The following is a 24455-nucleotide window of genomic DNA, read 5'->3' as shown; positions in this document are numbered from 1 at the left end:
TCAGCCGCTCGAACATCGAACTCGACTTCGGCGGCCACCGCATACGCACCGAAGGCATCGAGAAGAACACCCACGACAACCCCTTCGGCGCCGTCCTCTCCTTCCGCGGCACCGTCACCGACACCACCGTCAGCCATCCGCTCGCCGACCGGGTCATCGAGCTGACCGACACCTTCCCGGTGCCCAGCTCCTCGAAGTTCGCGGTCGGCCAGTGGTGGGCCGTCCAGGTCGCTCCCGTCGAGGGCGGCGGACGTGACGAACGCGAACTGCAAAAGCTCGTCGAGATCACCGAGATCGTCGACGCGACCCACATCCGGATCGGCTACCTCAACGGCTGGGAGCTCGCCGCGGGCCGCACGCTGACCTGGACCCGTGTCGAACCGGTCCGCGACACCCACGTCCGCAACATGGTCTTCGAGGGCGCGGGCCCCGACGAGTACACCGGCTCGCACCCGGTCAGCTTCGAGTACGCCGTGGGCTGCGACGTCTCCGGCATCCACGCCACCGGCACCTTCTGGCCGGTCATCATGCGCCGCTGGTGCACCCGTTTCCGTACCGAGGACTGCTCGCTGAAGAACCCTCCCACCGTCGAGTACGGCGGCGCCGGGTACCTCACCCAGCAGATCTACTGCCTGTACGGGCGGGTCGAGGACTGCACCACCAGCAATGTGCGGCACCTCAACGACCTCACCGCCTCCGCCTACTGCACCGTCGTGAACTGCCACGGCGACGGGGACGACGCGGGCGGCAACCCCTTTACCACACACGGGCAGTACGAGCACGACCTGCTCTTCGACGGCAACTCCGGGCTGATGGACATCGCCAACTCCGGTGCCCAGTGGGGGATCTCGGCGAAACGGATCACCGTACGCAGACATGTCTGCTCCTGGTTCACCGCCAACACCAAGATCACCGATCTGACCCTGGAGGACGTCACGGTGATCGCCCGCCCCACCTTCGACCAGGCCGGAACCCTCACCGTCAACGCCGACGGGGCCCAGGTGCGCGGCTGCACCGCCAGGACCTTCGCCGTCGCCCAGCGCTCCGCCCGCTCCACCCGCCCGACCACCGTCAGCGACTGCTCCTTCGAGCTGCCCGCGGGCGCCGTGCTGGTGCAGACCCCGGTCACCGCCCCCGTCCACTTCGTCCGCTGCACGTTCAGCGGCGTCGACGGCGCGGTGTTGCGCGGGGCGGGGCCGGTCCGCCTCACCGACTGCACGGTCACCGGGGCCGGGGACGCCGCCCCGCTCACGGTCGGCTCGGCGGACCTCAGAATCGACGGCGGGCGCTACGAGAACACCGGCATCGAACTCAGCGCCGTACGCGACCAGCGGATCACCGTCACCGGCGGAACCCGGCTCCTTGGCCGTAACAAGGCGGGAGCGCTGCTCGGCCGCGCGGCCGGACCCGGGAAGGTGACCTGGGACCTCACCGGGATCAGCAGCACAGCCGGGGCGGACACCGCCCATGTCCGGATCGCCGACGGCACCAACCACTACCTGGCGACCGGCAACCGCTTCACCGGCGGCACCCTCCATCTCGCCCCCGGCGCACTCGCCTCGGCGCTGCACACCGCCTGCGTGGAGGACGGCACGAAGCGCGTCGTGATGCCGGGCGACGGCGGGGCCGCCCGCACGGACGGGAACCTGATCCTGTGACCGCCGCCGTCCGCACCGCCGTCCCGGCCGACGACCCGGCGCTGGCCGACCTGTGGCGGCGGTGCTTCGACGCCCCGCAGATCACCGCCCTGCACGCCCTGGACCCGGACCGCCACCGGCACACCTTCGTCGTGCCGGGCCGTGAGGAGGGCGTGATCGACGCGGTCGTCGTCCACGTACCGAGGATGATCCGCGACGCGGACGGCGTCCCGCGCCGGGTCGGCGGCATCGGCAGCGTGGCCACCCGCCCCGAGGCCCGGGGGCGGGGCCTGGTGCGGCAGCTCCTGGCGGCCGCGGAGCGCACGATGCGGGCCGAGGGCTGCGCCTGGTCACTGCTGTTCACCGGGACGCCGGGGGTCTACCGGGGCTCGGGATGGGAGGAGTTCGCCAGCGGATGCGTCGAGGGGCGGCTCGCCCCCGCGCCCGCCACCGGGGAGTTCCCGGTCCGCGCGGCCACCGGGACCGACGCCCCGGAGGTGGCCGCGCTGCACCGGGAGTACAACGCGGACCGGCCGCTCAGCACGGTGCGGGCGCCGGAGGACTGGGCGGTGCGGGTGCCCGCCTGGTACGGCCCGCTCGACGGGACGCTGGTGGCCGAGGACCCCCGGACCGGGGCGCTCGCCGGATGGCTGGTGGCCCGGCACGAGGGGGAGTGGCTGGAGGTGCGGGAGTTCGCGGGTGCCCCGGAGTGCCTGGGCGACCTGCTGGCGACCGCCGGGGAACGGGGCCGCGCCGAGGGCCTTCGCCGGGCCCGGGTGCGGCTGCCCGGCGAAGGCGCCGTCACGGCGGCGCTGCCCCGCCTGCTGACCCATGCCCGGCGCATGACGGAGTACGTGGGCATGGCCCGCCCGCTCCTCGCCCCGCACCGGGCCGTCCGCGCCACGGTCACCGCGCCCGGCGCGGTCCACTGGTACGGCGACTGCTTCTGAGACCTTCCTCCAGGGCGGGCCCGCGGGGGCCCGCCCTTCGGCACGCCCCCGCTCAGTCCGCGTCCTTCGGCGAACCCGAGTCGTACGCCGAGGTGCCGGAGTCCAGCAGGGGCTCCTGGGTCTTGAGGTGCGCCGGGGCGAAGGCGCGCAGCACGTGGTAGCCGGTGATCACGACGATGGTGCCCAGCGCGATCCCGCTCAGCTCGAAGTTGTCGGTGATCTTCAGGCTGACGCCGCCGACGCCGATGATGATGCCCGCGGCGGCCGGTACCAGGTTGAGCGGGTTGCGCAGGTCGACCTTGGCGTTCAGCCAGATCTGGGCGCCCAGCAGGCCGATCATGCCGTAGAGGATGACGGTGATGCCGCCGAGGACCCCGCCCGGGATGGCGGCGACGACCGCGCCGAACTTCGGGCAGAGCCCGAAGAGCAGGGCGAAGCAGGCGGCGGCCCAGTACGCGGCGGTGGAGTAGACCCGGGTCGCGGCCATCACGCCGATGTTCTCCGAGTACGTGGTGTTCGGCGGGCCGCCCACCGCGGTCGACAGCATCGACGCGGCGCCGTCGGCGGCGATCGCGGTGCCGAGCTTGTCGTCCAGCGAGGAGCCGGTCATCTCACCGACGGCCTTCACGTGCCCGGCGTTCTCCGCGATCAGAGCGATGACCACCGGCAGGGCGACCAGGATCGCCGACCACTCGAAGCTCGGCGCGTGGAAGGACGGCAGCCCGATCCAGTCCGCGGTGGAGACGCCCGACAGGTCGAGCCGCCAGTGGTCCACCGCCTCGGCGCCGCCGGCCGGGGAGTGGATCTTGCCGAAGACCCGGTCGAGGACCCAGGACAGCGCGTACCCGAAGACCAGGCCGAGGAAGATCGCGATGCGCGAGAAGAAACCGCGCAGGCACACTACGGCCAAACCGGTGAACAGCATCACCAGCAGGGCCGTCCACTGGTCCTGCGGCCAGTAGGTCGACGCGGTCACCGGCGCCAGGTTGAAACCGATCAGCATCACGACCGCGCCGGTGACCACCGGCGGCATGGCCGCGTGGATGATCCGGGCGCCGAAACGCTGCACGGCCAGACCGGCCAGGAAGAGCACCACACCGACGGCGAAGACCGCGCCGGTGACGGTGGCGCTGCTGCCGCCGCTCGCCCGGATCGTCGCGGCGACCCCGACGAAGGAGAGCGAACAGCCGAGGTAACTGGGCACCTGGCCGCGCGTGGCCAGCAGGAAGATGGCCGTCGCGACACCCGACATCATGATCGCCAGGTTCGGGTCCAGACCCATGAGGACCGGGGCGACGAACGACGCGCCGAACATCGCGACCACGTGCTGGGCGCCCAGCCCGAACGTACGCGGCCACGAGAGCCGTTCGTCGGGCCGCACTACGGCCCCCGGTGCGGGAGTCTTCCCGTCGCCGTGCAAGGTCCAGCGCACGCCGAGGCCCATGGTCGCTCCCTGTGGTGTAGGTGCGGAGCCGATTGCCTCGACGGGCACGTCGCTGCCGCAGAAATGATCAGCGCCATGGTAATGCCGGTCCGCGGGGTGTTCGCGGCCGGGCACCACCCCTGAGCACGGCAGATGTGTCCGGCCCAGGGGAGCGGGCCCGGCCGCGGGGGCTCAGTGGTGCGGCTCGGCGGCGGCCGCTCCCGTGGCACCGGCGTCCGAGGGTGCCGTCGTGCGCCGGTCGCCCGCCCGGAGCACCCCGGCCCCCAGGACCAGCCCGAAGGCCAGCACCGTCACCAGGCCGAAGGACACCACCAGCGAGGTCGCCTGAGCCAGCGAACCGATCGCGGACGGCGCGATCAGCCCCGAGGTGTACGTGATCGTGGCGACCCCCGCGATCGCCTGGCTCGGGTTCGGGCCGCTGCGCCCGGCGGCGGCGAAGGCCAGCGGGACGACCACGGCCACCCCGAGGCCCAGCAGCCCGAAGCCGCACATCGCGAGTACCGCGTCCGGCGAGGCGACCACGAGCACCCCGCCCACCGTCGCGAGGGCGCCACCGGCCCGTACGGTGCGGACCGCGCCGAAGCGGTCCACCACCCGGTCGCCCGCGATCCGGGCGACCGCCATGGTCAGTGCGAAGGCCGTCGTGGAGGCCGCGGCGAGCCCGGCGGAGGTATCCATGACGTCCCGGAGGTAGACCGCCGACCAGTCCAGGCTCGCGCCCTCGGCGAATACCGCGCAGAAGCCCACCGCGCCGATGACCAGCGCCGACTTCGGCGGCAGTGTGAAGCGCGGCGGCGGCTCCTCGTCCGGTTCGCTGCGCAGGTCCAGCACGTTGCGGCAGGCGATCAGGCCCAGCACGGTGAGCACCAGGGCGGCCAGGGTGTGGTGCAGCCGGGCGTCGGTGCCCAGGTGGGCCGCCACGGTGCCCGCCGCCGAACCGATCAGCGCGCCCACGCTCCACATCCCGTGCAGGCCCGACATGATCGACTTGTCGAGCCGGTTCTCCACCTCGACGCCCAGGGCGTTCATCGCCACGTCCGACATGCCGGCCGTCGCCCCGTACACGAAGAGCGCGGCGCACAGCGTCAGCAGGTTCGGTGCCAGCGCGGGCAGTACCAGCGCCAGCGTCCACAGGGCGAGCAGCGCGCGCAGCGCGGTCCTGGCCCCCAGACGGTGGCTGATCGCACCGGCCAGCGGCATGGCGAGCGAGGCGCCGATCGCCGGGAAGGCGAGCGCGAGTCCGAGCTGGCCCGCGCCGATGCCGGTGTGGTCCTGGATCCAGGGAACCCGGGTCGCGAAGCTGCCGGTCACCGTGCCGTGCACGGTGAACACGGCGGCGACGGCGTATCTGGCCCGCTTCACCTGCCTCGTCCCGAACTCCGTGCCGGTGCAATCCGATGTCATACCGCCGTGCCCTCCCTTGGGAATGTTCCGCTGCCGGTGGTTCCGGTGCCCGTGTCCACGGTGCGGGCCGTAAACTATCAGGAACCCTGCCTGATAAATAGTGCACCGGACGCCCCGGTGCGACAGCGATCTGGAAGGATCCCGGCATGCCCGCATCACCGAGCACCGCACGGGCCATCAACGACCGGCTCGCCCTGGGACTGCTCCAGCAGGACGGCCCGCTGACGGCTGCGCAGTTGAAGACGCTGACCGGCCTCTCCCGGCCCACCGTCGCCGATCTGGTCGAACGCCTCCAGGGAGCCGGGCTGATCCGGGTCGTCGGCGAGGCCGGTGCCCAGCGCCGGGGCCCCAACGCCCGCCTGTACGGGATCGTCGCCGACCGCGCCCACCTCGCCGCCCTCGACGTACGCACCGGCAGCGTCGCGGTGGTCGTCGCCGATCTGCTCGGCACCACGCTCGCCGAGGCGACCCTGCCGATCGGCGGCGACACCGCTACCGAGGCCGCCGCCGAACAGGCCGCCGCGCTGCTGGAACGCACCGCGCGGGAGGCCGGGGCGGGCGCGCTGCACAGCGTGGGCATCGGGGCGCCCGGCCTGATCGACCCGGCCAGCGGCGAACTGCGCGACACCACCGGGCTGCCCGCCTGGCACCGGCGGCTGGTCCGGGTGCTGCAGCAACGGCTGCCCGCGACCGTGCTGGTCGAGAACGAGACCAACCTCGCCGCCGTCGCCGAGCACCGGGAGGGCGCGGCCACCGGCCAGGACACCTTCGTGCTCCTCTGGCTCGGCCACGGCGTCGGCGCCGCCGTCATGCTGGAGGGCAGGCTGCGCCGGGGGGCCTCCGGCGGCGCGGGAGAGATCGGTTTCATGCCGGTGCCCGGCATCACCGGCACCCCGTCGGCCCTCAACTGCGACGGCGGCTTCCACTCACTGGTGGGTTCGGCCCCGGTCTGTGAACTGGCCGCCGCCCACGGCATCGCGGTGCCCGCCGCTGCCGTCGGGGACGAGGGCGAGAAGGAGCCGGGCGCGGCGTCCGCGGTGCGGGCCGCGCTGGCCGGGGAGGGGGAGGGCGAGGCGTTCCTGGACGCACTCGCCGGGCGTCTCGCGGTCGGTGCCGCCGCCATCGCCTCGGTCCTCGACCCGGGCTGTGTGGTGCTGGCGGGCGAGGTCGGCCACGCGGGCGGCGACGCGCTCGCGGCCCGGGTCGAGGAGCGGCTGGCCGCCATGTCGCCGCTGCGCACCGAGGTCAGGGCGGGGCGGCTGGGCGGCGCCGCGGTACTCCGGGGCGCGCTGCTGGCCGCCCGTGACGCGGCCCAGGACGAGCTCTTCGGCCCGACGGCGCGGGGGCCGCGTCCGGGGACGGACGCGGGGCCGCGTCACGAAGCCGCGCGGGCCCGGCGGTGACCGGGGGCGAACCGGTCACCGCCGGGCGGCCGGGAGCGGGTCAGCAGGGCCCGAGGTCCTTCCAGACGCCCCAGTCGCCGGTGGAGCCGGGCGTCTCGCCCTTCGTCCACCACGCGGCCTTCCACTGGTGCCCGCCGTGGGCGACCGTCGTACCCGCGCCGTACTCGGCGCTCGCGGACCAGGCGGTGGCGGTGCAGTCGCCGCCGGGGTCCGGGGTCGGGCCGGTCGACGGGCCGGGGGTGGGCGAGGTGCCCGTGCCGGGCTCGACCACCGTGGTGCCGCGCGCCAGGTCGGCGGCGAGCGCGTAGGACTTCCCGCCGAAGGCCACCGTCCAGTTCGACGGGGTGGAGGTGGGCAGGTAGTAGACGAAGTCCAGCTGCACCGAGGCGCCCGGGGCCAGGCTCTGCCAGCCGGGCAGCTTCAGCGAGACCCGGTTGTAGTCGCCCTTGAGCCCTCCGGCGTTTCCGGTCCCCGTGTGGTCGCTGCGCACGACCGTGGTGCCGAAGCCGGACTGGTCCTTGGCGTTGGCGGGCGCCGAGGTGGCGTAGTCGAACTGGAACTCCGTGCCACCGGGCAGCGTCGTCCGGGTGTGGTTGGTGATCGTCAGCTTGGGGCTGATCGGGTAGTTGGAGTCACCGAGCGGGAACTGGCCGAACGACACATCGATGTCCAGTGCCTCGGTGGGCAGGTCGATGGTGGAGCGCTTCGCGCCATAGGGGGCGGCGGACTTGAACGCGTCGTACATCGTCGAGGTGAGCGTCGAGCCCGGTTCGTACTGGCCCTTGGCGGCGTTCCAGCCGTAGTCGCCCGCCAGCTCCCAGATCATGGTGCCGCCGATGCCCTGGTCGACGACGTACTTCGCCTTCTCGGCGACCGACTGCTCGTCCTCGGTGGACAGGAAGACCTTCTTCTCGGCGTTCCACAGCCAGGGCGCGACCAGCGTCGAGTCGTACCTGCGGACGTAGGTGCCGGTCAGCTCGGTGTCGGCGGGGAAGCCGTAGTCGGTGACGTAGTCCCCGACGACGCCCTTCTCCAGGTTCTTGGCGTGCCACATCGGGTTGGAGCCGGCCGGTGACTCCTTGCCGTCGGTGTCCTGGTCGTGCCAGAGGTTGTCGATGCCGACCGCGCCGTCACCGCACTTCGCCAGGCCCGATCCGGCCGGGCAGTCGGTGGTGGCGGCCCGGCCCCACAGCCCGTCGGTGCCGCCCTGCACGTTCTTGAAGCCGCGGGAGTAGTACGGCAGCCCGATGTTGATCCGGCCCGCGGGCATGGAGCCGCGGAAGTAGTGGTACGCCCAGTCGGTGTTGAGGTAGCCGACGCCGCCGTACTGCGAGGTGGAGTAGACGCCCGCCTGGGCGAGTTCGGCGTCCTTGCCGTCGTCGAACAGCGCCGCGTTCGGGCCGACGTACTCGTTCCAGGCGCCGTGCAGGTCGTACGACATGATGTTGACGTAGTCCAGGTACTTCTGGACCTGGAAGGTCTCCATCCCGCGCAGCAGATAGCCGGAGGAGGGCGCCGCCACGCTCAGCAGGTAGTGGGTGCCGTCGGCGGCGGAGGCCCGGTCGAGCTTCTCGCGCAGGGTCTTCATCAGCGCGGCGTAGCCCTTGACGAGGCCGGCCCGGCGCGCGTTGGAGAGCGTCCAGTCCAGTGGGTTGCCCGAATCCTTCATGGTCGTCGGGTACTCGTAGTCGATGTCGACGCCGTTGAACCCGTACTTCTTGACGAACGCGACGGCCGAGTCGGCGAAGGTGTCGATGCCCGCCTGGTTGACCGAGCCGTCGGCGTTGGTCGCCATCGAGTAGAACCCGCCGGAGTCCACCCGCTTGCCGTTGTCGCCGAAGTAGCCGCCGGTCTCGGCCCAGCCGCCCACCGAGACCATGGTCTTCACGTTCGGGTGTTTCTTCTTGAACTTGGTGAGCTGGTTGAAATGGCCCTTGTACGGGAGATCCGGGTCCATCTCGGCGCCCGCGACCCCCGGCCAGGTCATGCCGGTCGCGGGGTTGTCCGGCCCGTCGGATCCCACGGAGAGCTTGTTGGCGCCGTCAATATGAGCGAATGCGTAATTCAGATGGGTGACTTTGTCCCAGGGGATGTCGGAGGCGAGATAGGCGGGCTTGCCGTCCTTGCCGGTCCGCCAGCCGGTGAAGTAGCCGATGACCCGCCGCTGGTGGTCGGCGCCCATCTTCTCGCGGCCCTCGGTGTCGTACACGGAGCAGTAGGGGACAGGGACGCCGGGCGTCTCGTAGAGCCCGTCGGGGCGACAGGACTCCTGGTCGGCGGCGGCCGAGGGGGTGGCGGCGAGCGAGCTCACCAGCAGCCCGGCGACGGCGGCGCCGACGGCGAGCAGGGTGGCTCTCGCGCGGGTGGGGGACGGCATGTCCGGTTCCTTCCGGGGAGTTTCGGCAGAACACAACGTGCAAGGGGAACGGGTCGTGTCGGTGTCCCGGGCGTGCGCACACCACGGAACGGCTCCTCGGAGGTGACGCAGACATTAAGAGGACTAGACCAGTGCGTCAATAGGTCTGGACCATCAGGGGTGGCCCGTCCCGGAACGGGCGGCTTGTGAGGCAGTCCACAGGTACTCACCCGTATGGCTCACGGTCGTCCGTGGCACACTGATCCTGTACCAGCAGCAGCGCACTCCGGGGTCGGTGTAATTCCGAACCGGCGGTTATAGTCCGCGACCCGTCCGCATCCAGCGGCCGGTTGACCAGGTGAGATTCCTGGACCGACGGTTAAAGTCCGGATGGGAGGCAGTGCGCGGCGGGCCGTTTCGCGGGTACGCCGCCGTCGGCGGAGGGTTTTCGGGCGACCGATTCCTTCCGTTTTTTCCGGCATTTCCGGCGTTCCCCCATGGCGTTCCCGCTCTTTCTGTCGTCATCGACAGGCCCCGGAGTCCGTGCCCGAAGAGGCAGGAGGACACCGGTGGACACCGCAGCCGACACCACCGCCATGCGCCGCGCTCTCGCGCTCGCCGCCCGCGGTCTCGGCTCCACCAGCCCCAACCCCGTCGTCGGATGCGTCGTGCTCGACGCCGGGGGCCGCCCCGCGGGGGAGGGCTTCCACCGGCGGGCAGGCGGACCGCACGCCGAGATCCACGCCCTGCGCGAGGCGGGCGACCGGGCCCGTGGCGGCACCGCCTACGTCACGCTCGAACCCTGCAACCACACCGGCCGCACCGGCCCCTGTGCCCAGGCCCTCATCGACGCCGGGATCGCCCGGGTCGTCTACGCGGTCGGCGACCCGGACCCGCGGGCCACCGGCGGCGGCGCCACCCTGCGGGCCGCCGGGGTCACGGTCGGACAGGGGCTCCTCGCCGCCGAGGCCGAGGCGGGCAACGCGGCCTGGCTGACGTCGGTGCGGCTCGGCCGTCCGTACGTCCTGTGGAAGTACGCGGCCAGTCTCGACGGCCGGATCGCTGCCGCCGACGCCACCAGCCGCTGGATCAGCTCCCCGGAGTCCCGCGCCGACGTCCACCGGCTGCGCGCCCAGTCCGACGCCGTGGTCGTCGGCTCCGGCACCGCCCGTGCCGACGACCCGCAGCTCGGTGTGCGCGGCATCGAGGGCGCCACCCAGCCGCTGCGGGTGGTCGTCGACACCGCCGCCACCGCCGTACGGCCCGGCGCCCGTGTCCTCGACGCCGCCGCTCCCACCCTGATCGCCGTCGCCGAGGACGCCGACGCCCGGCACTTGCCGCAGGAGGCCGTCCTGCGGCTGCCCCGTGCCGCCACCGGCCCCGGCCTGGACCTGCCCGCCCTGCTCCGTGCCCTGTACGGGCGCGGTGTGCGCTCCGTACTCCTCGAAGGCGGGCCGACCCTGGCCGGGGCCTTCGTCGCCGCGGGGGTGGTCGACAAGATCGTCGGCTACCTCGCCCCCGTACTCCTCGGCGCGGGGCCCACGGCCCTCGCCGACGCCGGAATCACCACCATCGCCGAGGCGTTGCGCCTCGATGTGACCGAGACCGTCCGTATCGGCCCCGATCTGCGCATCACCGCCGTCCCCGGCACCGACCGGAAGGGAATCTGAGTGTTCACCGGAATTGTCGAAGAACTGGGTGAGGTCACCGCCGTCGAGCAGCTCGCCGACGCCTCCCGCTTCCGTCTGCGCGGCCCCGTGGTCACCGAGGGCGCCAAGCACGGCGACTCCATCGCGGTCAACGGCGTCTGCCTCACCGTCGTCGAGCTCGGCGACGGCGAGTTCACCGCGGACGTGATGGCCGAGACCCTCAACCGGTCCAGCCTCGGCGCCCTGGGCACCGGCTCCCGGGTCAACCTGGAGCGGCCGATGGCGGTCGGCGGCAGGCTCGGCGGCCACATCGTCCAGGGCCACGTCGACGGCACGGGCCGCATCGTCGCGCGCGAGCCCTCCGAGAACTGGGAGGTCGTGAAGATCTCCCTCCCCGCCGGGCTGAGCCGCTACGTGGTGGAGAAGGGCTCCATCACCGTCGACGGGGTCAGCCTCACCGTGGTCGACGCCGGACCCGACTACTTCACCATCAGCCTCATCCCCACCACCCTCGCCCTGACCACGCTCGGCATCAAGGGGCCCGGCGACCCGGTCAACCTGGAGGTGGACGTGATCGCGAAGTACGTCGAGCGGCTGCTCGGTCCCACCGCCCAGGCCCCTGAGGAGCCGGCGAAATGACCTCCCTGCACTGGCTGAACTCCGAGGCGTTCACCCTCTTCGGGCAGCACATCATCTGGTCCGACATGATCGGCAACACCGTCGGTCTGATCGCGCTGACGCTCGGCTGGCTCCGCTCCATCTGGACCTGGCCCGCCCAGCTGCTGTCCGGCGTCGTCCTGGTCGCGGCCAACGTCTCCGTGCACCAGGCGGGCAGCGTCGGCAAGCAGCTCATCGTCATCGCGGTGGCCGTCTGGGGCTGGCAGCAGTGGACCCGCGGCCGGAAGCAGGCCCAGGACGGCTCCATAGCCGTACGGTTCGCCACCTGGCGCGAGCGCGGCTGGCTGCTGGGCGGTGCCGCGCTCGGCACCCTCGCCGTCGGCGGTCTGTTCACCGCGTTCCCCTCGCTCTCCTGGAGCCCGTGGGCAGACGCGTACATCTTCGCCGGGACGCTCGTCGCGATGCTCGCCCAGGCCCGCGGCATGGTCGAGTTCTGGTTCGCCTGGCTGCTGGTCGACCTCGTCGGCGTACCGCTGAACTTCCACAGCGGCCTCGCCTTCTCCGGTCTCATCTACGTCGTGTACGGCGCCCTGGTCCTGTGGGGGATGCGCGACTGGTGGCTGCGTACGCGGACACCCGCTCTGAAGGGAGCCACGGCATGACTGCCCAGCCCACCTGGCTGCACCGGGAACCCGGCGAGACCGGAGAGGACCTGCGTCTGGACCCCGTCGAGCAGGCGATCCGCGACATCGCCGCCGGACGGCCCGTGGTCGTCGTCGACGACGAGGACCGGGAGAACGAGGGCGACCTCGTCGTCGCCGCCGAGAAGGCCACCCCCGAGATCGTCGCGTTCATGATGAGCGAGTGCCGCGGCCTGATCTGTGCCCCGATGGAGGGCGACGAGCTGGACCGGCTCGACCTCCCGCAGATGGTCGAGCGCAACACCGAGTCGATGCGCACCGCGTTCACCGTCTCCGTCGACGCCGCACCCGCCCACGGCGTCACCACCGGCATCTCCGCCGCCGACCGGGCCACCACCCTGCGGCTGCTGGCGGGCCCCGGCGCGGGCCCCGGCGACTTCGTCCGGCCCGGCCACGTCTTCCCGCTCCGCGCCCGCTCCGGCGGCGTGCTGGTCCGCAACGGCCACACCGAGGCCGCCGTCGACCTCGCCCGGCTGGCCGGACTGCGGCCCGCCGGTGCCATCGTGGAGATCGCGGGTGAGGACGGGGTGATGCTGCGGCTGCCGCAGCTGGTCCCCTTCGCCCGCAAGCACGGCCTCACGATCATCTCCATCGAGGACCTGATCGCCTACCGCCGCAGCTCGGAGCCGACCGTACGCCGCGAGGCCGAGGTACGGCTGCCGACCGCCTTCGGCGCGTTCACCGCGTACGGCTACCGCTCGGCCACCGACGGCGTCGAACACGTCGCGCTGGTCCACGGCGATCTCGGCGACGGCGACGACGTGCTGGTCCGGGTCCACTCCGAGTGCCTGACCGGCGACATCTTCCAGTCGCAGCGCTGCGACTGCGGTCCCCAGCTGCACGCCTCCATGCGCCGGATCACCGAGGAGGGCCGCGGCGTCGTCGTCTACCTGCGCGGCCACGAGGGCCGGGGCATCGGGCTGCTGTCCAAGCTCCGCGCCTACGAACTCCAGGAGCGCGGCATCGACACCCTGGACGCCAACCTGGAGCTGGGCCTGCCCGCCGACGCCCGGGACTACGCGGCAGGCGCCCAGATCCTCAAGGACCTCGGCGTCCACAGCCTCCGGCTGATGACCAACAACCCCGACAAGACGGCCGCGGTCCTGCGGCACGGACTCGCCGTCACCGGCCGGGAGCCGATGCCCGTCCAGGCGGGCGAGCACAATCTTCGCTATCTGCGCACCAAGCGCGACCGAATGGGTCACGACCTGCCCTGGCTCGACACCGCCACGGCGTCGACCTGCGGCAATCAGTGACCTCGCGGTGACCTCACGAGAACGAACCACAGGAGAGACATGAGCGGCAAGGGCGCACCCGAACTGTCCGTACGCAACTGCGGCGACCTGCGCGTGGCGGTCGTCGCCGCCCAGTGGCACGAGAAGGTCATGGACGGACTCGTCGACGGCGCGCTGCGCGCCCTGCACGAGCTCGGGATCGACGAACCGACGCTGCTCCGGGTGCCCGGCAGCTTCGAACTCCCGGTCGTGGCCAAGGTCCTCGCCGGCCGCGGCTACGACGCGGTCGTCGCCCTCGGCGTGATCATCCGTGGCGGCACCCCGCACTTCGAATACGTGTCCACCGGTGTCACCAACGGGCTGACCCAGGTCTCCGTCGACACCGGAGTCCCGGTCGGCTTCGGCGTACTGACCTGCGACACCGAGGAGCAGGCACTCGACCGCGCGGGCCTGGAGGGTTCCCACGAGGACAAGGGCCACGAGGCGGTCACCGCGGCCGTCGCCACCGCCGCCACGCTGCGCACCGTCAGCGAGCCCTGGCGCTGAGCACGGACCGAGGACCCCGTACTCTAAGACCCATCATGGCGAACAAAACCTTCGAAGAGCTCTTCACCGAGCTCCAGCACAAGGCCGCCAACGGCGACCCCTCCACCTCCCGTACCGCCGAACTCGTGCACAAGGGCGTCCATGCCATCGGCAAGAAGGTCGTCGAAGAGGCCGCCGAGGTCTGGATGGCCGCCGAGCACGAGGGCAAGGACGCCGCCGCCGAGGAGATCTCCCAGCTGCTGTACCACGTCCAGGTGATGATGGTCGCCCGGGGTATCTCGCTCGACGACGTCTACGCCCATCTCTGAGCGGCACCACCCCAGCACCGCGCACACTCCCGCACGACCGCACGTCCGCACGCAACTTCCTCCCCGCAAAGGAACCTGACCTCATGCTGCGCATCGCCGTCCCCAACAAGGGTTCACTCTCCGGGCCTGCGATGGCGATGCTCCATGAGGCGGGCTACCAGCAGCGCAAGGAGTCCAAGGAACTCGTCCTGGTCGACCCGGAGAACGAGGTCGAGTTCTTCTACCTGCGCCCGCGCGACATCGCGATCTACGTCAGCTCCGGCCGCCTCGACATCGGCATCACCGGCCGCGATCTCCTGCTGGACTCCGGCGCCGACTCCGAGGAGATCCTCCAGCTCGGCTTCGCCCGCTCCACCTTCCGCTACGCCACCAAGCCCGGCACGGCGAAGGGCCCGGAGGACTTCGACGGCAAGACGATCGCCACCTCCTACGAGGGCATCGTCGCCAAGCACCTCGCCGACGCCGGGGTCAGCGCCTCCGTCGTGCACCTCGACGGCGCGGTCGAGACCGCCATCGAGCTGGGCGTCGCCCAGGTCATCGCCGACGTCGTGGAGACCGGCACCAGCCTGCGCAACGCCGGACTCGAAGTCATCGGCGAACCGATCATGACGTCGGAGGCGGTCGTCATCCGCCGCACCGGAGCCCCCGGCGACGACCCCAAGGTGCAGCAGTTCCTCCGCCGCCTCCAGGGCGTCCTGGTCGCCCGCTCCTACGTGATGATGGACTACGACTGCCGCGTCGAGCACCTGGAGCGCGCTGTCGCCCTCACCCCGGGGCTGGAGTCGCCCACCATCTCGCCGTTGCACCACGAGGGCTGGGTCGCCGTCCGCTCGATGGTCGCCGCCCGGGAGGCCCAGCGGATCATGGACGATCTTTACGCCCTCGGCGCCCGCGCCATCCTCACCACCGCCATCCACGCCTGCCGCCTCTGACGGCACCGCGCCCCCCGGAAGACAGAAGAACGAGATGTCCGCCCCCGCACCCCGGCCCGCACTCCCCGCCCTGCCCGTCACGTTCCGGCCGACCCGGACCCGGGTCGTCCTGCTGACGGTGGGCGCGGTCATGTTCCTCGTCATCACCGCCGTCGCCCTGACCCTGGAAAAGCTGGGACCGGGGGAGCGGGCCAGCTTCGTCTTCACGGCCCTGCTGTTCTTCGGGGTGCTCGCCCTGCTCAGCCGCCCGAAGGTCGTCGCGGACGCGGAGGGGGTGACCGTGGTCAATCTCACCCGGACGCGCCGTCTGTCCTGGGCGGAGATCCTCCAGGTCAACCTGCGCGTCGGTGATCCCTGGGTCTTCCTCGACCTCAGCGACGGCACCAGCATGCCCGCCCTCGGTATCCAGCCGGGCATCGCCAAGGAGCAGGCCATCCGGGACGCCCGGACGCTCCGCGCGCTCGCCGAGGACCACGGCACCGGAACGGATATCGGCTGAGCCCTCTGCCCCGCACGGCCTGTTCTTGACTACTCTGGAGGACGGCGGTACCCCTGCGTACCCCCGCCCCGCACCGGAAGGTCCATGAGCAACAGGACCGGCGGGGCTTTCCTGCGACCCAAGGAGTGACTCCTTCCAGCAATGGACGGATCGTCCGGTAGTACCTGCGCCGCCCCTTCCCCGGAGGCGGCGGCATGACCACCCCCCTGCTGCTCCTCGGAGCGGCATTCCTTCTCATCCTCGCCAACGGCTTCTTCGTGGCAGCCGAATTCGGACTGGTCACGGTGGAACGGCCGGACGCCGAGCGCGCCGCGGCCGAGGGCGACCAGCGGGCCCGTACCGTCGTCGGAGCCCTGCGCGAACTCTCCTTCCAGCTCTCCGGCACCCAGCTCGGTATCACCATCACCTCACTGGTCGTCGGCATGCTCGCCGAACCGGCGCTCGCCCAGCTGCTGGAGGGCCCGCTCACCGTGACCGGACTGCCCGACGGCGCGGTCTCCGGCGTCAGCGTGCTCATCGGGATGATGGCGGCCTCCGCCGTCCAGATGGTGATCGGCGAACTCGTGCCCAAGAACTGGGCGGTCTCCCGGCCGCTCCAGGTCGCCCGGTTCGTCGCCGGTCCCCAGCGCCGCTTCTCCGCCGCCTTCCGGCCGGTGATCAGCCTGCTGAACACCGTGGCCAACCGGCTGGTGCGGATGCTGGGCGTCGAGCCCACCGACGAGCTGGCCTCCGCCCGCACCCCCGGCGAGCTGGTCTCCCTGGCCCGGCACTCGGCCGAGGCGGGCACCCTCGAACAGGACACCGCGGACCTCTTCGTACGGACCCTGTCGCTCGCCGGGCTGACCGCCCAGCACGTCATGACCCCGCGCGTGAAGGTCAGTGCCCTGCAGTCCTCCGCGACCGCGCAGGACGTCCTCAACCTCACCCGCGCCACCGGCCTCTCCCGCTTCCCCGTCTACCGGGAGCGGATCGACGAGGTCATCGGCATGATCCACCTCAAGGACGCGCTCGCCGTTCCCGCCCGGGACCGGCTGCGCACCTCAGCCGGCCGGATCGCCGTACCGCCGCTGCTGGTGCCGGAGACCCTGCCTGTCGAGCAGCTGCTCCAGCGGCTGCGCAACGAGCAGCCGATCGCCGTCGTGGTCGACGAGTACGGCGGTACCGCCGGGGTCGTCACCCTGGAGGACATCATCGAGGAACTGGTCGGAGAGGTCAGGGACGAGCACGACGCCGAGGGCGCCGACCGCCCCCAGCTGGCCCCCGCCGCTCCCGAGGACGGCCGCCCCGCCTGGGAGGCCGACGGCAGCTGCCGGGTGCTGGCCCTGCGCCGGATAGGACTCAGCGTCCCCGACGGGCCGTACGAGACCGTGGCCGGGCTCGTCGCCGACCTGCTGGGACGTATCCCCGCCCCCGGAGACCGGGCCGAGCTGCCCGGCTGGCGGATCTCCGTCCGCCAGGTCGGCCACTACCGTGCCGAGCGCGTCCGCTTCGTCCGCGTGGCCGAACAGACCGGCACCGGCGCCCCCCGGACGCACCACGTCCTGGAGGGCGTCCGATGAGCCTGGCCCAACTGCTCTTCGCCGCACTCCTGGTGCTGGCGAACGGCTTCTTCGTCGGCGCCGAGTTCGCCCTGGTCTCCGTACGCCGCAGCCAGGTCGAGCCCCTCGCGGCGGCCGGGTCCGGACGGGCCCGCCAGGTGCTGTACGGCCTGGAGAACCTGCCGCAGATGATGGCCGCCGCCCAGTTCGGCATCACCGTCTGCTCCCTGACCCTCGGCGCCGTCGCCGAGCCGACCGTCGCCCACCTCCTGGAGCCGGTCTTCGAAGCGGTCCACCTGCCCGACGGGCTCGTTCACCCGCTCGGCTACGTCCTGGCCCTCGCCTTCGTGATCTTCCTCCACCTCGTCATCGGCGAGATGGTCCCGAAGAACCTCGCGATGGCGGCGCCCGAGCGGACCGCGCTCTGGCTCAGCCCCGGCCTGGTCGGCTTCGCCCGGCTCTGCCGCCCGGTGACCGCCGCGCTGGGCGCCTGCGCCCGGCTGGTGCTCCGGCTCTTCGGCGTCGAACCGAAGGACGAGGTGGAGGCCGTCATCACCAGCGAGCAGCTCAACCGTCTCGTCGAGGACTCCGGCCAGGCCGGGCTCCTGGAGCCGGAGGCGCAGGAGCGGCTGGAGGACGCGCTGGAGCTGGGCAGCCGGCCGGTCACCGACGTACTGCTGCGCCGGGCCGCCCTGGTCACGGTCGATCCGTCCGTCACCCCGCGCCGGATCGAGGAGCTGACCGTGCGCACCGGCTACTCGCGCTTCCCGGTGTGCGCGGAGGGCGGCGGTCCGTTCATGGGCTATCTGCACGTCAAGGACGTCCTGGACCTGGAGGACGGCGAACGGGCCGTCCCCCAGCAGCTCTGGCGGCCGATGGTCACCGTACGGGCCGAGCTGCCGCTGGACGACGCCCTGACCGTGATGCGCAGGGCGGCCACCCATCTGGCACAGGTCGCCGACGCCTCGGGCCGGATCCTCGGTCTGGTCGCCATGGAGGACGTCCTGGAAACGCTCGTCGGCGAGGTGCGCGACCCGGCCCACCGGATCGCGGTCCCGCGCCGCTCCACCGAGCCCGCGTCCACGACGACCGGCTACGGCGGACTCACCGCGTCGGTGCGCTAGGGTCTTTCGTTTGGATCAGGCTGGATCAGGGAGCGGGGGCTGGTGCGTGCCGCTGCAAGGCGGAGGAAGGAGCCGACGCGGAGCGTCGGTGACTGACGACAACGCGGCAGATGTGCGTGCCGGCCCCCGCGAGCCCGGCATGATCCAAACGAGAGGCCCTACCCCCGACTGCCGGGGAGGGACCGGTTGTCCTCACGGTCCCTCCCCGGCAGCCCGGCAGCCCGGCAGTCCTGCGGCCCGGGAGCCCCACGGCTCCGGGGCCTCACAGCGCGGGCGGCTCCTGCGGCCCGCGGCCCACCGGCCCCCGCCCGGACAGCACCTCGCCGTACGCCTGCATCAGATCGGGCAGCCGCAGGGTCGCCAGATCGTCCCGGCCCGGCACCGACGCGTAGCCGGAGAGCCGCAGATCACGGTAGGCACAGCTCTTCTCGTACAGGGTGCGCAGGAACCGGCCGTTGCCCAGCTCGTCGATCCAGCCCTGCTCGACGACATGACCACTGATGGAGCACAGCTCCTCCAGGGACTCCGCGTCCCACACGTCGCCGTTCTCCGCCGCCAGCACCTCACCGATCGAGGTGAGCTCGGCCGGACGGTAGCTCGGGAAGTCGACCCGGGTGGTGAAGCGCGACGAGAGGCCCGGGTTGGCGGCCAGCAGCCGGTCCATGCCCTCCGGATACCCGGCGAGGATCACGACCAGGTGGTCCCGGTTGTCCTCCGCCCGCTTCAGCAGGACCTGAAGCGCCTCGTCACCGTACGCGTCTCCCTTGCTGTAGCCGCTGTTGGCGAGGCTGTACGCCTCGTCGACGAAGAGCACCCCGCCGAGGGCCGAGTCGATGAGCTCATTGGCCTTGACCGCCGTCTGGCCGAGGAACTCACCCACCAGGTCCGCCCGCTGGGCCTCGACCAGATGGTCCCCGCCGAGCAGCCCCAGCGCGTAGAAGACCCGGCCCAGGATGCGGGCCACCGTTGTCTTGCCCGTGCCGGACGGGCCGGAGAAGACGAAATGGCGCTTCGGCGGCTGCACCGGCAGCCCCTGGCCGGACCGCAGCCGCGCCATGTTCAGCTGCGCGGACAGCGCCTTCACCTGGCGCTTGACCGGCTCCAGCCCCACCATCCGCTCCAGCTCCGCCAGCGCCTCGGCCAGCAGCACCGGATCGCTGGGCCCCGCCGGGAACGGAGAGGGCGGCTGACCGGGCACCGCCGACCGGTGCCGCGCCCCGCCGGACGGCGGAGGCATCCCGGCGCCCGGAAGACCGGGCGGATCGGCGCCCGGCCGCAGCTCCCGGCCGTCGGGGGGGTCGGTGCCGGGCAGCGGCGGGTCCGGGTCCGGCTGCGTCTCTGACACCGAGCCGTCCGTACCGAGCCCGGCCAGCGATACGGCGGCCAGGCTCGCGGCGTCGTCGGAGCCCTCCAGCCCGTCGTAGTCCGCGATCGCGGCGAGCCGCGCGGCGGTGTCCATGAACGTCGGGTCGATGCGGTGCACCGCCCGGTACAGCGGCAGGGCGGCGGCGCTGCGGCCGGTGCCCTCATGGGCACGGGCCAGCCAGTAGCGCAGCTCCTTGCGCTGCGGCTGCTCGCTGCGACAGCGCATCAGGGAGGTGGCGAGCAGCGGCTCGGCCTGTCCGTACATCTCCAGGCGGACCCGCGCCATGCCGCCGAACAGCCCCGCCTCGATACCGAGCAGCGGGTCGTCTGTCAGCTGCTCGGTGTTGCGTACCAGCTGCTCCCAGTCCTTGACCAGATACGAGCGGCAGGCGTGCAGGAAGCGCACCTGCGGGTCCGTGTCCACCGGCGGCAGGCCCGCGAGCGCCCGGTCCAGCTCGGGGACATGGCGGCCGTCCAGCCAGTGCGAGGCGTGCGCGAGCAGCAGATCGCGCCCGCTCTCCAGTACCGGCTGCACCCACCAGCCGAGCCAGTACCAGGAGTTGAGCGTGCGCCGGTGGCGGCCGCGCTGCTCGCCGAAGCGCTCGCGGTGGCGGTACATGCGCAGCAGCGCGGTCGTCGTGTCGACCCTCAGCGCGTGGAGGCCGAGCCAGCCGTCCGCCATGCCGGGATCGAGACGTACCGCGGCCCTGAACTCCTCCTCGGCCTGCGGATAGGCGCCCACGGTGTAGGCGTCCACGCCGCGCAGCCAGGCGAGGTCGGCCGGGGCCTGTGCGCCCTGCGTGCCGATGTCCATCTGGTCCCCCACAAACCGTGCCCCCAGGATGTCCCGCCGCACGATTCTGCCCACCGGGGAGCGTCGAATCACTTTGCCGCGGACGGGAATTGACCGCACTGAGAGGCATCGTACCTGCGCAGGGAGTGTGCGACTAAGGGCTCCGCAGGCGGAAGGACGGCGGTGACCCACCGTGAGCGGACCGTGTGTGACGTGGCCGGAAGAGGTGTGCGAGGGCAGAACGAAACCCCCGGTCACGGGGGAACAACCGGGGGCTTCGTGTCTGCTGGGGGCTCCGAAAAGCCGCACATTGAGAACGTAAGACCTGTACCGCCCCCGGGTCAAGCGGAGTTGGGTCACTTCCGGGGCGATTTCTCACCATTCACCAGGACACCGCGTCGCGCTTACTCTCGGTGACGGAATGGTTCGTTCCCGCTGCCAGGGCGGGCCCGGCCGACCACGCGTATCCCTCGGGCAACTGCCGCACCAGGGTGTCCGCGTACGGGCGCGAAGGATCGGCCGAGAAGTGCTCCGTCTCGGCCGCCGTCCACCCGTCCCAGAACTCCGCCAGCGCGGGACCGTCCCGGCGCCGCCCGCGCTCCCAGGACTCCGCAGCGCCCCGTTCCATCCACAGCAGCCGGGCCAGACGGGGGCGCACCGCCCGGCGGCCGGCCCCGACCCCCTCGATCAGGACCACCGGGGCGGGCCGGAGGAGGCGTGCCGCCCCGAACCGCCGGGCGGTCCAGTCGTACGGCGCGTACCGCGCACACGCGCCGCGTTCCAGCGGCTCCAGCACCTGCTCCCGCAGCCGGTCCTCCCAGGTGAAGCAGGAGTCGTGACTCGCCAGGTCGTCCAGGTGCAGGACCGGGGCGTCGCCGAGGGCGGCGGCCAGGCGCGCGGTGAAGGTGCTCTTCCCGGAACCCGCGTGGCCGTCCACGGCGACCAGCCGCACCGGTCCGCAGGACGGGGCCAGGGAGTGCAGCCGCGCGGCGAACGGCGAGAGATCGGTCATGCCACCAGCCTACGAGCCACCCCGGAGCAACCGCAGGTCACGCCAGTGGGCCAGACCAATATTGGTGGGTCGGCGCGGGTCGAATCACTGGCCGGATCCGGTCGAGACCGGCGATAGTTGGCGCACTGTCGTGCACCTGCAGTCCCCTTGCTCCTTTCCGTGTTCCGCACTCCGCCGACGACCGGGGGTCTCGCCCATGAACCGACCGACCTCACGCAGAACCGTGCTGACCGCCGCGCTCGCGGTGGCGGCCACCGCAGGAGCGGCGTCCTTCGCCGCGTCCGCGTCCGCCGCCGTCCCCGCCGCCCCGTCGGGGGCACCCTCGACGACGGGCCCCGCCGTGGACAACCGCTCCTGGCACAGCTTCGTCGACTGGCGGTCCGGCTCCCTCGCCGGGACGCGGCCCGTCGCGGGCCGCCGCCCCGGCCTGGTGATCGGCCGCGCCGAAGGCAGCACCGACTACACCGACCCGCACACGGGGACGACCTCCACCTGGGAGTACGCGAGCTGGACCTCGCCGCTCCACCGCTCGACCGTCCCGGCGGCCGAGGTGATCGCCTCCTGGAACGCGGACACCCCGGCGGGCACCTGGATCCAGACCGAGCTCCAGGGCCGCTATTCGGACGGCTCCTGGACCCCCTGGTACGTGATGGGCCGCTGGGCCGCCGGTGACGGCGACATCCGCCGCACCTCCGTGGACGACCAGACCGACGGCCGCAGCTCCGTATGGACCGACACCTTCTCGGTGGACGACGCGGCGAGCGGGCTGCGGCTGGTCGCGTACCGGCTCCGGCTCACCCTCTACCGCGCCCCCGGCAGCCGCCTGACGCCCACCGTCTGGCGGGTCGGCGCGATGGCCTCCGACGTCCCGGACCGCTTCACCGTCCCGGCCAGCACACCCGGCCTCGCCCGCGAACTGCTGGTGCCCCGCTACTCGCAGAACATCCACGCGGGCCAGTACCCCGAGTACGACAACGGCGGCGAGGCGTGGTGCAGCCCCACCTCCTCGCAGATGATCATCGAGTACTGGGGCCGCCGCCCGACCGCCGAGGACCTCGCCTGGGTCAAGCCGGGCCTGCCCGACCCCCAGGTCTGCCACGCCGCCCGGTTCACCTACGACTACCAGTACGAGGGCTGCGGCAACTGGCCGTTCAACGCCGCGTACGCCGCGACGTACGACGACATGAGCGCCGCGGTGACCCGGCTGGGCTCACTCACGGACCTGGAGACCCTGATCCGGGCGGGCATCCCCGTCATAACGTCGCAGTCCTTCCTCAAGGAGGAGCTCACCGGCGCGGGTTACGGAACGTCCGGCCACCTGATGACCGTGATCGGCTTCACCGGGGACGGCGACGTCATCGCCAACGACCCGGCCTCGCCGAGCAACGAGGCGGTACGCCGGATCTACCGCCGCCGCGAGTGGGAGAACATCTGGCTGCGCACGAAGAGGTACGACGCGAATGGCCAGGTCAGAAGCGGTACGGGCGGGGTGTGCTACCTGTACTGGCCTGCTAAGCCAGCACCGAGCCAGCACCGGGTTCTGAAGTCGTTCGGCCTGCTGTGAGCATGTGCGGCGCCACGGCGGTCTCCACGATCTGACGGCAGCGCTCCTGGCCGTCCTGAGTGAGGTGGCCGTATCGGTCCACCGTGACCTTGATCGAACGATGTCCGAGCCAACGAGACACCTCGTGGATGGACACGCCGTTGGTCAGGGCCACGGTGGTCCATTTGTGGCGCAAGTCGTGCGGGTTGTATGCGGGAAGATTGAGCCGCCTGATGGTGCGGTCCCACGACTTGCGCAGAAGGTCGGGATAAGACAATCCGCCGTTGGCATTGCGGACCGGAAGCCGATCGATGAACGGCTCAAGGGAAGCGGGCACGGGTATGTCGCGCCACTCGCCTTCTTTCCGATGCTTCAGCGGGGCGTACTTCGGCGTGTACTTTCCGGAGGAATCCTTGTAGCGAGTAACCTGCCTCCGGATTCGGAGGGTGCCGTCTTGTATGTCCTCTGGGAAGACTCCCAGAGATTCCCCTATGCGAAGTCCGCAACACGTCATGAGCCATATCGCCGGAGACAGGCGGGGCCCGATCGCCTTGGCGATGGCGGATATCTCGTCGAAACTGGGAAGTTTCCTGTCATCGACAGGAATGACAGGGTTCTCCAGCTTCTCGGCCTGGGCCATGGGATTCGCGGGAATCAGCCTGCGGCGCACAGCATGGGAGAACAGCGCTGAGAGGGCTATGTGCCGGGACTCAATGGTGTTGAGGGCCGCCCCATCCTGGCGCCAACGTGCATACAGGCCCTCGATGTCCGCGACGGTGACCTGCGAGATCATCTTGCTTCCCAGGTGGGGGACCACGTGGAGGCGGACGATGCGCTCGTACGACTCGAGGGTGCCAGCGGAGGCTGACTTCTTCGCGAGCCAGTCGTCCGCGTACCGGCGGAGCGACACCTTGCCGGCGTCGGGGTCAACGTAGATGTTCTCGCGCTTGTCGCCTTCCATCTTGGTGGCGAAGTCGACTGCGTCCTTCTTCCGAGCGAACGACTTCTCCCGCTGGCGTCCGGTGCGTCCGCCTGGCTCCCGGTATCGGACGGTCCACCTCTTGCCCGACGCGGCGGAACCCTTGTCGATGATTTGAGCCAACCTGTTCACCCATCTCTGCTCCCACGGCCGTTGGCCTTTTTTCGGTGTGGGTGGTGTTGTAGTCGATTTTTCCGGCCGCGCCAAATCCCTGGGCGCGTGAAGATTTGGCGCCCACGCCCCCGCGGGTCGAAAAGAGCTTTTTTTGGGTAGGCCGGAATTTTGTGTTAGTACTCCAGCAGGATTTTGCAGTCTGACCTGCGGGTTTCGCTGGGCGGCTGGAGTGTAGCGGGCTGTGGAGTGGTCAGGGGCGGCTTCACGGTGGCCGCCCCTCGATCGTGCGACAACGCCGCAGGTAA

The 24455-nt window shown here is 71.5% G+C and carries 20 protein-coding genes and 1 riboswitch; of the genes, 14 read left to right on the top strand and 6 right to left on the bottom strand.

The window, feature by feature from the left end; translation table 11 throughout:
• The coding region (locus tag ACFVWY_RS34595; protein WP_389878909.1) for a peptidase C14 at positions 1-1658 on the top strand (1658 nt) is incomplete at its 5' end.
• A complete protein-coding gene (locus ACFVWY_RS34590; protein ID WP_389878908.1) occupies positions 1655-2587 on the top strand; it encodes a GNAT family N-acetyltransferase in 933 nt (310 codons plus the stop codon). The genes ACFVWY_RS34595 and ACFVWY_RS34590, both read left to right, overlap by 4 nt.
• Before the next feature lie 52 nt (positions 2588-2639).
• Here ACFVWY_RS34590 and ACFVWY_RS34585 read toward each other — a convergent pair whose 3' ends face one another.
• Positions 2640-4031, bottom strand: a complete 1392-nt coding sequence (locus tag ACFVWY_RS34585) for a uracil-xanthine permease family protein (RefSeq protein ID WP_389878907.1) — start codon at positions 4029-4031, stop codon at positions 2640-2642.
• A gap of 171 nt (positions 4032-4202) precedes the next feature.
• The gene (locus tag ACFVWY_RS34580; RefSeq protein WP_389878906.1) at positions 4203-5435 is read right to left on the bottom strand and encodes an MFS transporter; all 1233 of its coding nucleotides are present in this window, start codon (positions 5433-5435) and stop codon (positions 4203-4205) included.
• Between the two features lie 146 nt (positions 5436-5581).
• Between ACFVWY_RS34580 and ACFVWY_RS34575 the strand changes: the two genes are divergently transcribed.
• Positions 5582-6838: an ROK family protein gene (locus ACFVWY_RS34575; protein ID WP_389878905.1), complete on the top strand. Its 1257-nt coding sequence runs from the start codon at positions 5582-5584 to the stop codon at positions 6836-6838.
• 40 nt (positions 6839-6878) lie between these two features.
• Here the strand turns inward: ACFVWY_RS34575 and ACFVWY_RS34570 are convergent, their stop codons facing one another.
• Complete coding sequence (locus tag ACFVWY_RS34570) at positions 6879-9215, bottom strand: chitinase C-terminal domain-containing protein (protein ID WP_389878904.1); 2337 nt, start codon at positions 9213-9215, stop codon at positions 6879-6881.
• A 256-nt stretch (positions 9216-9471) separates the two neighbouring features.
• Positions 9472-9602, top strand: a riboswitch (FMN riboswitch).
• Positions 9603-9763: 161 nt separating this feature from the next.
• Between ACFVWY_RS34570 and ribD the strand changes: the two genes are divergently transcribed.
• From ribD to ACFVWY_RS34520, 10 genes are all read left to right on the top strand, one after another.
• On the top strand, positions 9764-10864 hold the full coding sequence (gene ribD / locus ACFVWY_RS34565; protein ID WP_389878902.1) for a bifunctional diaminohydroxyphosphoribosylaminopyrimidine deaminase/5-amino-6-(5-phosphoribosylamino)uracil reductase RibD: 1101 nt from the start codon (positions 9764-9766) through the stop codon (positions 10862-10864).
• On the top strand, positions 10865-11482 hold the full coding sequence (locus tag ACFVWY_RS34560) for a riboflavin synthase (RefSeq protein WP_389878900.1): 618 nt from the start codon (positions 10865-10867) through the stop codon (positions 11480-11482).
• Entirely contained in the window at positions 11479-12123 is a 645-nt protein-coding gene (locus ACFVWY_RS34555) for a nicotinamide riboside transporter PnuC (protein ID WP_389878899.1), read from the top strand. Before ACFVWY_RS34560 ends, ACFVWY_RS34555 begins: the two co-directional genes overlap by 4 nt.
• Positions 12120-13418: a bifunctional 3,4-dihydroxy-2-butanone-4-phosphate synthase/GTP cyclohydrolase II gene (locus ACFVWY_RS34550; protein ID WP_389878898.1), complete on the top strand. Its 1299-nt coding sequence runs from the start codon at positions 12120-12122 to the stop codon at positions 13416-13418. The genes ACFVWY_RS34555 and ACFVWY_RS34550 overlap by 4 nt, the downstream gene beginning before the upstream one ends.
• A gap of 39 nt (positions 13419-13457) precedes the next feature.
• Positions 13458-13943: a 6,7-dimethyl-8-ribityllumazine synthase gene (gene ribH / locus ACFVWY_RS34545; protein ID WP_389878896.1), complete on the top strand. Its 486-nt coding sequence runs from the start codon at positions 13458-13460 to the stop codon at positions 13941-13943.
• 35 nt (positions 13944-13978) lie between these two features.
• Positions 13979-14251: a phosphoribosyl-ATP diphosphatase gene (locus ACFVWY_RS34540; RefSeq protein WP_352280087.1), complete on the top strand. Its 273-nt coding sequence runs from the start codon at positions 13979-13981 to the stop codon at positions 14249-14251.
• Positions 14252-14334: 83 nt separating this feature from the next.
• Positions 14335-15183: an ATP phosphoribosyltransferase gene (gene hisG / locus ACFVWY_RS34535; RefSeq protein WP_389878895.1), complete on the top strand. Its 849-nt coding sequence runs from the start codon at positions 14335-14337 to the stop codon at positions 15181-15183.
• A 34-nt stretch (positions 15184-15217) separates the two neighbouring features.
• The gene (locus tag ACFVWY_RS34530; protein ID WP_389878894.1) at positions 15218-15682 is read left to right on the top strand and encodes a PH domain-containing protein; all 465 of its coding nucleotides are present in this window, start codon (positions 15218-15220) and stop codon (positions 15680-15682) included.
• 194 nt (positions 15683-15876) lie between these two features.
• Positions 15877-17241 carry a hemolysin family protein gene (locus ACFVWY_RS34525; protein WP_389878893.1) on the top strand — a complete coding sequence of 455 codons (1365 nt, stop codon included), beginning with the start codon at positions 15877-15879 and terminating at the stop codon, positions 17239-17241.
• Entirely contained in the window at positions 17238-18344 is a 1107-nt protein-coding gene (locus ACFVWY_RS34520; RefSeq protein WP_389878892.1) for a hemolysin family protein, read from the top strand. Before ACFVWY_RS34525 ends, ACFVWY_RS34520 begins: the two co-directional genes overlap by 4 nt.
• A gap of 262 nt (positions 18345-18606) precedes the next feature.
• On the opposite strand, the gene ACFVWY_RS34515 is transcribed toward ACFVWY_RS34520, so the two are convergent.
• Both ACFVWY_RS34515 and ACFVWY_RS34510 read right to left on the bottom strand, forming a co-directional pair.
• Entirely contained in the window at positions 18607-20523 is a 1917-nt protein-coding gene (locus ACFVWY_RS34515) for an AAA family ATPase (RefSeq protein ID WP_389878891.1), read from the bottom strand.
• Between the two features lie 361 nt (positions 20524-20884).
• The gene (locus tag ACFVWY_RS34510) at positions 20885-21514 is read right to left on the bottom strand and encodes a uridine kinase (protein ID WP_389878890.1); all 630 of its coding nucleotides are present in this window, start codon (positions 21512-21514) and stop codon (positions 20885-20887) included.
• A 196-nt stretch (positions 21515-21710) separates the two neighbouring features.
• Here ACFVWY_RS34510 and ACFVWY_RS34505 point away from each other — a divergent pair, with 196 nt between their 5' ends.
• The gene (locus tag ACFVWY_RS34505) at positions 21711-23078 is read left to right on the top strand and encodes a peptidase C39 family protein (RefSeq protein ID WP_389878889.1); all 1368 of its coding nucleotides are present in this window, start codon (positions 21711-21713) and stop codon (positions 23076-23078) included.
• Here ACFVWY_RS34505 and ACFVWY_RS34500 read toward each other — a convergent pair.
• Entirely contained in the window at positions 23026-24168 is a 1143-nt protein-coding gene (locus ACFVWY_RS34500; protein ID WP_389878888.1) for a tyrosine-type recombinase/integrase, read from the bottom strand. The genes ACFVWY_RS34505 and ACFVWY_RS34500 overlap by 53 nt on opposite strands.
• Positions 24169-24455 lie beyond the last annotated feature (287 nt).

The sequence above is a fragment of the Streptomyces sp. NPDC058195 genome (genome assembly GCF_042883525.1).
Taxonomy (GTDB): Bacteria; Actinomycetota; Actinomycetes; order Streptomycetales; family Streptomycetaceae; genus Streptomyces.
The sequence above is the reverse complement of the archived record's forward strand: the minus strand, read 5'-3'. Positions and strand labels throughout refer to the sequence as shown.